Source organism: Clostridioides sp. ES-S-0001-03, assembly GCF_020676075.1.
Lineage (GTDB): Bacteria > Bacillota > Clostridia > Peptostreptococcales > Peptostreptococcaceae > Clostridioides.
On sequence record NZ_JACVWJ010000005.1, the window covers coordinates 94,850 to 108,986 of the forward strand.

At 27.6% G+C, this 14,137-nt stretch carries 10 protein-coding genes; all 10 read right to left on the reverse strand.

Annotated elements, in window-relative coordinates; all coding sequences use genetic code 11:
- Window positions 1-30: 30 nt before the first annotated feature.
- Window positions 31-870 (reverse strand): MerR family transcriptional regulator, encoded by an 840-nt coding sequence (locus IC174_RS11535; RefSeq protein WP_227436759.1) that lies wholly within the window; start codon window positions 868-870, stop codon window positions 31-33.
- Window positions 871-1,013: 143 nt separating this feature from the next.
- Window positions 1,014-1,652 (reverse strand): GntR family transcriptional regulator, encoded by a 639-nt coding sequence (locus IC174_RS11540; RefSeq protein WP_227436760.1) that lies wholly within the window; start codon window positions 1,650-1,652, stop codon window positions 1,014-1,016.
- A gap of 233 nt (window positions 1,653-1,885) precedes the next feature.
- Window positions 1,886-3,751, reverse strand: coding sequence for a glycoside hydrolase family 13 protein (locus IC174_RS11545; protein WP_227482952.1), 1,866 nt, complete (start codon window positions 3,749-3,751; stop codon window positions 1,886-1,888).
- Between the two features lie 6 nt (window positions 3,752-3,757).
- The gene (locus IC174_RS11550; protein ID WP_227482953.1) at window positions 3,758-6,178 is read right to left on the reverse strand and encodes a glycogen/starch/alpha-glucan phosphorylase; all 2,421 of its coding nucleotides are present in this window, start codon (window positions 6,176-6,178) and stop codon (window positions 3,758-3,760) included.
- Between the two features lie 13 nt (window positions 6,179-6,191).
- Window positions 6,192-7,634 (reverse strand): glycogen synthase GlgA, encoded by a 1,443-nt coding sequence (glgA, locus tag IC174_RS11555; protein WP_227482954.1) that lies wholly within the window; start codon window positions 7,632-7,634, stop codon window positions 6,192-6,194.
- A 28-nt stretch (window positions 7,635-7,662) separates the two neighbouring features.
- Complete coding sequence (gene glgD / locus IC174_RS11560) at window positions 7,663-8,793, reverse strand: glucose-1-phosphate adenylyltransferase subunit GlgD (protein WP_227436767.1); 1,131 nt, start codon at window positions 8,791-8,793, stop codon at window positions 7,663-7,665.
- 1 nt (window position 8,794) lies between these two features.
- Window positions 8,795-9,955, reverse strand: a complete 1,161-nt coding sequence (locus tag IC174_RS11565; RefSeq protein ID WP_227436768.1) for a glucose-1-phosphate adenylyltransferase — start codon at window positions 9,953-9,955, stop codon at window positions 8,795-8,797.
- A 759-nt stretch (window positions 9,956-10,714) separates the two neighbouring features.
- Window positions 10,715-11,758, reverse strand: coding sequence for an SPFH domain-containing protein (locus tag IC174_RS11570; RefSeq protein WP_227436770.1), 1,044 nt, complete (start codon window positions 11,756-11,758; stop codon window positions 10,715-10,717).
- A 20-nt stretch (window positions 11,759-11,778) separates the two neighbouring features.
- On the reverse strand, window positions 11,779-12,225 hold the full coding sequence (locus IC174_RS11575; RefSeq protein ID WP_227436772.1) for an NfeD family protein: 447 nt from the start codon (window positions 12,223-12,225) through the stop codon (window positions 11,779-11,781).
- 189 nt (window positions 12,226-12,414) lie between these two features.
- Window positions 12,415-14,001: an NAD(P)H-hydrate dehydratase gene (locus IC174_RS11580; RefSeq protein WP_227482955.1), complete on the reverse strand. Its 1,587-nt coding sequence runs from the start codon at window positions 13,999-14,001 to the stop codon at window positions 12,415-12,417.
- Between the last annotated feature and the right edge of the window lie 136 nt (window positions 14,002-14,137).

Sequence of the window (14,137 nt, forward strand, 5' to 3'; positions counted from 1 at the left end):
TCTGAGGGTAGAGTCAAGTTTTTTTGTATACTATTTTTTTCTTATTTCTAATTGAACCAATGTCTTTTCTTTTGTATCTGAATCTACTCTGGAAAGCATCCATATTTCATTAAAATTTCCAACAAGTTCTATATTATTATTCTTTGCATAATCTATTATTTTTTGATAATAATCATAGGCATTATTCCAATTATCATCATATATAATTGTTAAATATTCACCTGCTGGTAAAATATGCTCATTCTCATATTCTTCTCTTTCTTTAAAATCTACTATATCATCATATAATAATGCTTTACCTTCTTTGATTACTTTCTCATATGAAATACTACCTGAGATTATAGGATATACATCATTATACTTATCTTGAATGTGTAAAATAATATGTCTCAGATACATCTCAAGTTCCACTTCATCCTTTGAATTACATTTATATACATTTACTTTTCTTTCTTTATTGTATTTTATAAATACATTATTTAAATCATATTTTAACAATTCATTTACTTTAAATTCTATATCATTTAGATAATTTTTCACATCTGATAGTTCTTTTATTTTATTTTCTATCATTTTATTTTGTCTATCAATTGTATTCATCATAGAATCAATTGAACTGTCTGAATCAATTAATTTTTTTATATCTTCAAGAGCCATCCCCATAATCTTACAGTACTTAATTACATCTATACTCATAAATTGTTCTCTTGAATAATACCTATATTTATTTTCTTGATTTACATATGCTGGTTTTAATATACCTACTTTATCGTAGTATCTTAGAGTTTTTATTGATAAATCAAAAAGTCTAGACACTTCTCCTATTGAAAAATATGTTTTTATATTATCCCCTCCCTTTATATTTTGCATTAAAATAGTACTACATTAACCTATAAATATCAATATAAAATTAATTGTATTTTTAATTAATTTTATATTGATATTTATATATTAAAAATAATAAAATAATGATAGAATTATAAAAAAATAAGAGAAGCTTTTAAAAGCTTCTCTTATTCCATCTCTGCTATAGGTATCGTTTTCCAATGTTTTCTTAAAATTGCTTCAACATTTTCTGAATCCTTTGCTCTCATAAACTTCACTGCCTCAATATGTTGATTATTGCTGTAAGTTAGCATTTTATACAATTCTTCTTCATTGTCGCTAGTATATGACTTTGACATAAAATTATATCTAAGAGAGTTCAACATATTTATTAACACCTGATTATCTGATTTTGCTATGTATATATCGTGAAATTCATTGCTTAGTTTTAAGTAGTTATTGTAATTTTTATACTTTATAGAGATAGCCATCATTTCTGTTAACTCGTCCATTTTTATTAAATCTGATTCAGTTAAATTTTCTAAAGATGAAGAGCCTGCTAACGCATCTAACATACCAATTACAGAGTATGTGTCTAGTTTTTCCTTTTCCTGAAACTCTTTTACCACAAATCCCTTATTAGGTATCTTTTCTAGTAAATTTTCACCTGCCAACCTCGTTAGTGCTTCCCTTGCTGGTGTTCTACTAACTCCAATAGAGTTACAAATTTCAGATTCAGTAATTCTCTGATTAGCTTCATACTCTCCATTTTGGATTTTTTTTGATATATAGTCATAGACTTGAGTTGTAAGTGGATCTACTTTCATAAGACACTCCTCCATATTAAGATTATAAAAGTTAAATCTCCCTACAACTTCAGTAGAGAGGTTTTGTTTTATCTTACTTATCTATATAATATCATAACTTCTATATTTTTTACACTTCTTTGTATATTTTGAAATACTAAAATTTTTATGATAATTTAAAACAAAAATGTAGCAAAACCTTTGATAAATCAAAATTTTTGCTACATTTTTATTTTTAACTTAAATTATTATACTTAAAATACACTAAAAATAATAAATGATTTAGAATCCATATGGATTTTTAATTCATTGTTTTCTATCTGTATATTTTTATTTATATTTTTAAGATTATACTTTATAGGTATTTCCTCTATAAAGTTACCTTCTATATTTAATGATATATTTTCAGGATTGTTACTTCTATTTATTAAAATCAGTATCCTATCATTATATTCATTAAATCTTATAAATGCAAACACATTGTCATTTTTAGTATATATGAATTCTGTTTCTCCAGAACTTAAAATTTTATTTTTATTTCTGATTTTTATAATATTTTTATAAAAATTTAACATATCTTCATCTTCATTTTTCCATGGATATGTTCTTCTATTGTCTGGGTCTACATCTCCACAAAGACCTGCCTCATCTCCATAGTATATATATGGTACTCCTTCAAAGGTCATCTGCGTAGCTACAGCAAGTTTCATCAAATCTATATCATTATTTAATTCAGTTTTAGCTCTTGTGACATCATGTGTTCCAATTAAATTTAAATTAGACTTAAATGATTCTTCTGGATAATTTTCTTTAATTTGCATATATTTATTGCTAAGTTCATATGAATTAATTTCTCCTTTTAAAAATGAAAACATATTATTTCTAAATGGATATCCCATAACAGAATCTAATTCTTCACCTAATAAATAGCTTCTCCTTTGACCATAACTAATCTTATTTGAGGCATCTTCCCATACTTCCCCTATAAGTATAGAGTCATTATCAGCTTCTTTTAGTTCCTTTCTCAGCTCTCTTATAAACTCAGTTGGCAGTTCATCTGCAACATCCAATCGCCATCCTTTAATCCCCATATTCATCCATTTGTTTATGACACTATCCTTGTCATATATTATATAATCCATATAGCTTTTTTCTAATTCATTTGTATTTGGCAAGGTCTTTATATCCCACCAACTTTTATATTTATGAGGAAATTCTTCAAACACATACCATGAATAATATGGTGATTCTTTTGATTGATATGCACCTAAACTATCATAATTTCCATACATATTAAAATACTTACTATCTGCTCCAGTGTGACTAAAAACACCATCAAGTACTATTGATATATCTTTTTCTTTTGCTTTATCAATTAATTCTTTAAATGTATCTTCATCTCCAAACATAGGGTCAATCTTTTTATAATTTCCTGTGTCATACTTGTGATTACTAGAAGCTTCAAATATAGGACTCAGATATAATATACTCACTCCTAATTTTTTTAGATACCCAAGTTTATTAATTATTCCCCTTAAATTTCCACCATGAAAATCCCATCTTATAATATCCCCTCTATTGTCCTTTATGTACATAGGTATATCGTCCCAATTGCCATATATAAAGCTGTTTTTTTTAGGATTATCAACCTTCCCATTACGATTTCCATTGTTAAATCTATCTACAAATATATGGTAAAGTACTCCTTCTTTGTACCAGTTTGGCACTTTAAAGTCTCTATAAACAGTAATTTGATATTTATTGATATCATTATAATTATATTCACAAGTGTATCCATTTTCTCTATTCTTTCCATAGAATACAGTCTTTTTCTCACCATTTATTTCAGCAATCACTTTAAAATAATAAAAATAAACACCAGTTATATCAAATTTTCCAACCTTACAATAAAAATACTTTCTAAGTGTATTATTGTTTAATTCTTCATTTAAAATTATTGTTTTTGATTCATCTTCTTTGTTTATTTCTAGGGAAATAGACTCAACATTATATCCTTCATTTACTTTGACATTAATCATCAATTCTTCATCAAATTTTAAAGCTCCAAACGGAGCCTTAAAATTTTTATCCCAAGAGTTATATTCTATTATGTTTTGCATTTATAATCACACCCTTTTAAACCAAATGTCTTTTGCATATTCAGAAATTGTTCTATCAGAAGAAAAAAATCCTGAATTAGCTATATTAACCAAAGACATTGTATTCCATTTTTCTTTATCACGATATAGTTTGTTTATATTTGCTTGAGCTTGCCCATAATTTTCAAAATCCCTCAATACAAAGTATTCATCATTGTAAGTGGTAAGTGAATTATAAATACTTCTACCTTCTTCACCTAGGTTAGGAATAAATCCATTTATTAAGTCATCTACTACTCTTTTTATATCCATGTTAGAATGATACAAATCAAGTGAAGAATATCCACCAAACTTATTATAATTAAGTACTTGCTCTGCACTAAGTCCAAATAAAAACATATTTTCTTTTCCTACTTGTTCACATATTTCTACATTTGCACCATCTAATGTTGCTAAAGTTATAGCACCATTCATCATAAACTTCATATTACTTGTTCCTGATGCTTCTTTTGTTGTCGTTGAAATTTGTTCACTCACATTTGCTGCTGGTATTATTATCTCTGCTAATGATACACCATAGTTCTCTATAAATACGACTTTTAACTTGTCCTTTACTCTAACATCATTATTTATAGTACTTGCAACTGAATTTATAAATTTAATTATGCACTTGGCTAAATAATATCCTGGTGCAGCTTTTGCTCCAAATATAAAAGTTCTTGGGTCAATATTTAAATTAGGATTGTCAAGTAATTCATGATACATATGGAGTACATTAAAAATATTCAATAGCTGCCTTTTATAAGCATGCAACCTCTTAACCTGAACATCAAATATAGAATTAGGGTCGATATTTAAATCGTATTTATCATTTATAAAATTTGCTAAATTTACTTTATTATTGTATTTTATATCATCAAGTCTTTTTAAAACAGAAGAATCATTTTTAAATTTTTCAATATTCTTTAGCTGTAAAGTATCTGTTTTCCATGAATCACCAATTAAATCTGTTATTAAATTGCTAAGTTGCGGATTTGAACTTATAAGCCATCTTCTATGTGCAATTCCATTAGTTTTATTGTTAAATTTATTTGGTTCGTCTTGATAAAAATCTTTTAAAACTTCTGTTTCAAGAATTTGAGTATGAAGCTTAGCAACTCCATTTACACTGTGACTTGTTACAATACATAAATTTGCCATATTTATGTTGTCCCAGTCTATTATACTCATTCTTCTTATTTTATCTTGGTCATATCCTTTATTATTTAATTCTTCTACATACCTTCTGTTTATTTCTTCTATTATCATATAAATTCTTGGTAATAACTCTTTTATCATACTTACAGGCCACTTTTCCATTGCTTCTGACATTATAGTATGATTAGTATAAGATACTGTTTTTTTAGTTATCTGCCATGCTTCATCCCAAGATAAGCCTTCTTCATCAAGTAAAATTCTCATAAGTTCTGGTATACACAAGGTAGGATGTGTATCATTTATATGAATTGCCACCTTATCAAATAAATTACTGATGTTTAGTTTATTCTTTTTATACTTCCTTATTATATCTTGTACACCTGCACTTACAAAGAAATACTCTTGCTTCAGTCTCAATAATTTTCCTGCATAATTTGAATCATCAGGATACAACACCTGTGAAATTTCTTCAGTATAGTACTTGTGTTTTAGGGCCTCTTCATAACTTCCTGAATAATTTAGAGCATTTGAAGTAAGTTCTCCAAAGTCTCTTTTTGGTATCTCACTTTTAAATAATCTTAAAGTATTGATACACTGATTCTGGTATCCGATTATTGGTATATCATAAGGCATTGCCATTACAGGAAGATAGTTTTTATGGACTACTTTTAAATGGTTTCCCTCCTTAATCAACTCTACTTCTCCACCAAACTTTACCATCGTCGCTTCATTTGGTCTTACAGTTTCCCATGCATAACGTCCTTCTGTAAGCCAGTTATCAGGTACTTCGACCTGATAACCATTTACAAATTTTTGTTCAAATAAACCATATTTATATCTAATTCCATATCCTTGACCACTTATGTTCAAAGATGCCATAGAATCTAAAAAACATGCTGCTAATCTTCCAAGACCACCATTCCCTATAGCTGGGTCTACCTCAGCTTTGATTAAATCATCTAAGTTAATTCCTAATTCTAGTAATCCTTCTCTAACTTCTTCTTCAATATTTAAATTTAGTAAATTAGATTTTAATTGTCTTCCTATTAAAAACTCTAGACTAAAATAATAAACCTCTTTTTTCTTATCTAATTTCGTAGCAACCCATTTTTTTGCTATTTCATCTTTCAGTAGACTACATAATACATTTAACAATTGTTCATCAGTAGCTTCCTTGATAGACTGTGCATATAAGCTATACATTTTCACTTCAAATTTTTGCTTGAATTTCTTTTTGCTTATTGTTACCAAAAAAACCACTCCTTTAATCACATATGTCTCTATATGTTTCTATATACTCCTTAGCTGATTTTTTCCAACTATTATCAGTATTCATTGCATTTTCAACTACTTTAATCCATTTTTCTTTATCTTTAAAAACTTTAATTGCATTTTGCAAACAGAAAAACATCTCATGAGCATTGTAATTTTTAAAACTAAATCCATTACCTTCTCCAGTAAATTGATTGTAAGGTATTACAGTATCTTTAAGTCCTCCAGTTTCTCTAACTACTGGTAAAGAACCATATCTCATAGCTAGCATTTGACCTATACCACAAGGTTCAAATAGTGATGGCATCAAGAATATATCACTTGCAGCATAAATTTGTTGAGCCAACGATGCATTGAATGTAATTCTAGCAGATACTTTATCTGAAAAATTAGAATCATAATAATTAAACATTGATTGATATTGATGTTCCCCAGTTCCTAAAATGACAATTTGTAAATTTTCCCTCATAAGCTCAGGCATCATATAGGCTATTAAATCAAATCCTTTTTGAGAAACTAGTCTTGAAACTATCCCTATTAATGGAATAGATGAATCCTTTTTTAATCCTAATATATCTTGTAATCTTAATTTATTTTCCAATTTTTTCTCAATAGAATTTACATTGTAATTGACAAATATATCCTTATCTTTCTCAGGGTTATTCAGGTCATAATCTATGCCATTTAATATCCCTTTTAATTTGCCTGATTCCTTTCTAAGTAAACCATCTAATTGTTCTCCATAAAAAGATGTTTGTATCTCATTTGCATAAGTAGGACTAACAGTTATAACTTTATCTGCAAAATTTATTCCAGCTTTCATAAAATTTATTGAACCATAATACTCTATATCTCCATTATCAAAATATTTTTCAGGTAAATCTAATATATCATTTAAGACATACTTATCAAATACACCTTGATATTGTAGATTATGTATAGTATACATAGTTTTTATATTTTTATACCCCTCAAGGGTTGCATATCTCTCTTTTAAAATTAATGGTAACATACCTGTGTGCCAATCATTTATATGTATTACATCTGGATAAAAGTCAATTCTACTTATAGCTTCTAAGACAGCATCTGTAAAGAATGTATATCTTTCTGCATCATCTCCATACCCATAAATACTCTTTCTCTCATCTTCTCTTCTAAAATAAAATTCATTGTCTATAAAATAAAATTTAACACCATCTAGTTCCATTTCTAAAAGACCACAATATTGATTTCTCCATCCAACGCGTACACTAAAAACGGCTATTTCTTTTAATTGATCTTTTAAATAACTTGGTATAGTTGAATATTTAGGCATTATTACCCTTACATCTACACCTTCTTTTTTTAATTCTTTAGGCAATGCATAAGATACATCTCCTAATCCTCCAGTTTTAGCAAAGGGCCAACACTCTGCTGTTACATAAAAAACCTTCACTAGCTATTCCCCCTTCTAAAAAATATTTTTATATATTCGTATTTTTTTCTACTACAATAGGATATTTTTCATCTCCTTTTAACTCTTTTCCTTTTGATACACTTGTATTTTTATCTAGTATTGCATTATATAGTTTTGCATTTGACTTTATTACACAATTTTGCATTACTATTGAGTTTTCTATAACTGTTCCTTTTTCAACATTAACTTTTCTAAATATAATGCTATCTTTTACAGTACCTTCTATTAAGCAACCTGATGCTATAAAACTATTTTCTACCTTTGCACTATCTGTGTAAATTGTAGGTGACTCATTCTTTTCTTTAGTAAATATTTTTCTTTCAGAATACAGTAATTCATCAGCCACTTCTATTTCTAATAAATCTTTGCTCATTTGAAAATATGATTCAACAGAATTTACACATTTCAAATATCCTGTATACTCATAAGCTCCTATTTTCATATTTTCTGCTTCTTCAACAATGAACTCTTCTAAATAACAATAATTCCCTTTATTTACAATATTATATATACATTCTACAAAATCTTCACGTTTCATAATATATGTTTCCATACATATATTTGCTCTAGGGAATTTTCCTAAATTATTTCCTACATTTATTACTCTGTTATTACTATCTAAGTTTAAGGTTAGATTACCAGCAAAATCTTTATTTGCATTGTTTACATTTTTATATATTATAGTTATATCATTATGAGATTTTTTATGGTACTCCAAAGCCTGAGAGTAATCTAGGTTACATAACATATAACTTGGAGCTATTAAAATGTATTCTTCTTCACTTTTCTCTATATAATCAAGATTAGCTAGTATTGTGTATATATCTCCTTCTCTATGTGAGTAAGTATTTCTATACTTAGTATTTTCTGGGCTAAAAATTGATAAACCGCCCTTTTTTCTACTTAAATCCCAATCTTTTCCACTACCTATATGGTCTGTCAATGATCTATACTTTTCTTTTGCGAATATTCCAACTTTTGTGATTCCTGAATTTATCATATTAGATAGAGCAAAGTCTATTATTCTATATCTTCCAGCTATTGGTGTAGAAGCTATCGGTCTTCCATAATTAAGTTTATTTATTGCAGGGTCTCCTTTTTTGTTTAAATTTATTATACCTAAACATTCATTTCTCATCTTAAAGACCTCCTTCTATTAATACGCATCTAGGCTCTATATTTTCATATTCAGAAACTACATTTATCTCATTATTTACATTTTTTATCTGAACATTGTCATTTATAGTTGCACATTCACCTATCATAGCTTTTTCTATAGTTACATTTTCTCCTATTACAACATTTGGCATGATTACTGAATCAATTACTTTACTTCCTTTTCCAACAACAACTCCATGTGATAATACAGAGTTTCCTACTTCTCCTAAAATTCTACAACCATCAGCTATCATTGATCTATGAACATTTGCACTTTTGCCTATATATTGAGGAGGCATTGCCATTGTATTTGTATATATCTTCCATTTAGGGTCTGATAAATCCAGTGTTTCTGGAGATTTAATTATATCCATATTTGCATCCCATAAACTTTGTATAGTTCCTACGTCTCTCCAATACCCCTTAAATGGATATGCATACATTCCAACATTATCCTCTAACATTTTAGGTATTAAATTCTTTCCAAAATCATCATAATTTATATCTGAATTTTTTTCTGCTTCTTTAAAATAACTTCTCAACATTTTCCAATCAAATATGTATACTCCCATAGATGCCAAATTACTTTTAGGTTCACCTGGCTTTTCTTCAAATTCATAAATACTTGAATCTTCATTTGTATTCATTATGCCAAATCTAGAAGCTTCATCCCAAGGTACTTCAATTACTGCAATCGTAGCCTTAGAGCCTTTTTCTTTATGAAATTTTAGCATTTTACTATAATCCATCTTATATATATGGTCACCAGATAATATTAATACATATTCTGGATTATAGGTATCTACAAAATCCATATTCTGATATATAGCATGTGCTGTACCATTATACCAATTTCCCTCTTTTTCATTCATAAATGGTTGTAATACATATACTCCACCATTTATTCTGTCTAAATCCCAATGACTTCCCATACCTATATGAGAATTTAATATCAGTGGTCTATATTGAGTTAAAACACCTACAGTATCTATACCAGAATTTGAACAATTACTTAAAACAAAGTCAATAATTCTGTACTTTCCTCCAAATGATACAGCTGGTTTTGCAATTCTCTTTGTGAAAACTCCAAGTCTTGAACCTTGCCCCCCTGCCAAAATCATAGCTAACATCTCTTTTTTCATTTAATGACACTCCCCTCATCTAGTAATTAATATTTATAATTGCATTTTTACCTTTATAAACTTTTAGTCAATAAATGTTGTGTATAAATTTTGCCCAAATGATAATGTAATAAGAGTAAAATAATATAAACTATACAATTTCTATAATGTATACCCCATAATTACTTTATTGAAGTATACATTATTTTCCATAAGTGCTATAGTACTTATAATATTCAATTCCTAGTTAGAAAATAATATAAACATTTATTTTATAGATATAAAAAATATTTTTTATAAATCAATTTATATCATACAAACGTACTTAAATTTTTATGCTTTTTTGATTTGATAATAATAGAACATAATATGACATGATTATCTAAAAATCTTTAAATAATTACTAGCTAATTTTATTTTTTGTTATTTGCTCATCTATGATTAAATCATTGAATTATAAAATTTTAGTTCTATTGTTAGACATATTCATTATGTTTGATATTTTTATAACTATATATGTTATCAATATAAATATCCAAATTAAAGTTACTTTCTTTTCCTATATGTTTTATTTAATATTATATAACACTTTTTACATTAGTAAAGGGTAAATTGTATAAAAATTCTGTTAATTTATTTTTAAAATCGCGTTTTATAAATAAAAACAAAGAAGAAGACCTAAAAAACTATAAGTCTTCTTCTTTTCAATGTGCATTCTATACTATATTTAATTAATTCGACATTTAATTTCCATTTCCTTCCTACTATAAAAAAACTCTTTTATTTTTTTAATGAATCATTTCCACTAAATGCATCTTTTACATCTAATATATCATTTTTATCATCACTCATGACTTCTTTTATTCCTTTGAATGTTCCTAAGAAATTAACTGCTTCTGAAGGTAAAACCAATTTTGTTGACTTACCTTCAGCCATTTTTTCAAGTGCTTCCATAGATTTTAATGCTAAGATATTATTGTCAATGTCAGACTCTTTCATAGCTGAAAATACTAATTTCAAACCTTCTGCAGTAGCCATTTGAGTTCTTTTAATCATTTCAGCTTCACCTTGTGCTTTAGCAATAGCTGTTTGTCTTATAGCCTCAGCTTCACCTTCTGCTACCAATATAGCAGACTCTTTTTCTCCTTCTGCTACACGTACCATAGCTTCTTTTCTTGCTTCTGCTGTTAATATAGCAGATTGTTTTTCTCCTTCTGCTTGTAATATAGCAGCTGACTTATTACCTTCTGCTTGAAGTATTGCTTCTCTTCTTTCTCTTTCCGCTCTCATTTGCTTTTCCATCGCAACTTGAATATCATGAGGAGGCATTATGTTCTTTAACTCTACTCTATTTACTTTTATTCCCCATTTATCTGTTGCTTCATCAAGGATTGTTCTCATTTTTACATTTATTATATCTCTTGATGTTAGTGTTTCATCTAAATCAAGTTCACCAATTATATTTCTTAAAGTTGTAGCTGTTAGATTTTCAATAGCAGCTATTGGATTTGCTATTTCAAATACATATCTAACTGGGTCTGTAACTTTATAATATACAACTGTATCAATCTGCATAGTTACATTATCTTTAGTTATAACTGGCTGAGGTGGGAAATCTATTACAATTTCTCTCAAGTCAATCACATATGCCATTTTATCTAAAAATGGTATCAAGAAATGTACTCCTGTTTCAGCCACTTTTTGAAACTTACCAAGTCGCATTATTATACCTACTTTAGATTGTTTTATTACTCTTATACAAGTTAAACTTATTGCTACTACTACTATTATTAATACAATACTTAAAACAACTTTCATGCCCATAAATATATCCTCCTTTTATTTTATTGATTCGTCACACTAGTTGCAGAATTTACTTTTTTAACAACTAGTTTTACCCCTTCTATTTTTAATACTTCTACTGTAGAACCCTTATCAATCTTTTCATCATCTATAGAAATAGCAGTCCATGTTTCATGTTCAACTACAACTAAACCAGTTTGATTTGGAGAAATTTCCTCTGTAACAACACCTTTTTTAGATATCATTGCTTGTAAATTGGTGTTAGATTTATAAGTTTTATCTTTTTTTACAATTTTCTTAGTAGCTACAACTAACATAGCTATAGAAATTACAGCAAATATTAAAACTTGTAAAAATATACTCTTTATAAAAGTACTTAAAAATATAAGTATTACTGCTCCCACACTAAACCATATTAGTGTTAAGCTTGGAGTCAACATTTCTGCTATTCCAAATAAGACTGCTACTATTAACCATATCAACTTCATACTATCTACCCTCTTTTCATATGAATTATCAAACACTATATAAATCATATTCTTTATACAATATATTTGAATATGATTTTAAACAATCAACCAAAAACCAATAAAATAAGTCAATTTGAGATTAATTTAATAGTATTATATCAGCATACTTTGTTAAAGTTGTTACAAAGTAGTATCAAATATTAGTAATTAAATAATCAAAAACTTGTTCATTGTTAACGAAATGTTACTTATTAAATCTGTTGCATTTACTGTATACATACTTTTTCCTAACTTATCTCCTATATAACCATGTACATATGCTCCACTCACTGTAGCTTCAAGTATATCCATACCTTGACCTACAAAAGAAGTAATCATACCAAGTAAACAGTCTCCCATTCCACCAGTTGCCATACAACTATTTCCTGTAGGATTTATATATGTTTCTTTACCATCTGTTATGATAGTTTGATATCCTTTTAAAAGGACAACTACATTGTATTTTTGAGCAAATTCTTTTGCCACATCTACTCTATGTTCTCTTATATACCCAATTGAGTCACCTGTCAACCTGGCCATTTCTCCCAGATGTGGAGTAATTACAAACTTATTTTTCCACTCTAAAAACTTATAGCATCTATCCTTCATAACATTTAATCCATCTGCATCCAATATTATTGGACAACTAGAGTTTTCTACTACTCTAAGTAATCTCTCAAAAGTTTTGTGATTATCTCCCATTCCTGGACCAAAACCAATTGCATTGCTAGAGCTCAATAGTTTATCAACTCTCTCTTCTTCAAAATTTACAGTCATTGCTTCAGTGAGTCTAATAGATACTTTTTCTTGTACATCTTTACTACTAATCAAAGTTACAAGACCACTTCCACTTTTAACAGCAGATTCAGTTGCTATGAAACTAGCCCCATAAAATCCTTTTGAGCCTGCAACTATAGATACTTTTCCAAAATCACTTTTAAATCCATTCTTATCTCTTCTTCTAATATTATTTTTTACAAAACTCTCATCAGTTATGAATTCATCATTATGGTATTTTCTTGTAATAAAATCTGGAATACCTATTTTTTCTACAATTACATCCCCAATAAGTGAGTTTACATCATAATTTAAAAAACCTCTTTTATAAAACTCAAAACTAATTGTTTTTTTTGCTTTAATACAAATTCCAAGTATACTTCCTTTGTCACTATCTATACCAGATGGTATATCTATAGAATATGTATTTTTGCTGTTATCATTTACTATATCAATTACTTCTTTAAAAATACCAGTTATTTCTCTCTTTAGTCCTGTTCCAAATATTGCATCTATTACAACATCACTTTTAGATACTGCTTCCTTAAACATTGTTAAATTTTTATTTTTAATTATACTCTGTTTTTCTGTTTCAATAATTTTATCTACTTTATTTTTATTTATATAGTCATTATATTCCTCGCTTAAATCATTTTTATCAATATTTATAATATTAATCCCCATATTTAAAAGTATATTATAATTGATTTTAGAACATTCACTTAGTTTCTTGATATTACCAATTAAAAAGACATTTACATTTTTTTCTTTTAGCTTTAAATGTCTTGCTATTCCAAGACCATCTCCACCATTATTTCCAACACCACATACAATTGTATAATCATTATATATATCTATATCCATGTTTCTCATTGCAGATATTACTGCATTTTCCATCAATACAATCATTGGAATTCCCAATTCTTCTACGCATGCATTATCAACACTTCTACTTAAATTCGCTGTACCTATCAACACATATCATCACTCCTATAAAATTAAATACTTCCTAAAATATTTAAATAAAAACATATAAATATCTACTGAAGTCTTTTTAATCTTGTAAACATCTTGAATAAAAACATCAAAAATAAGATTCCTAAAAATAATTAAA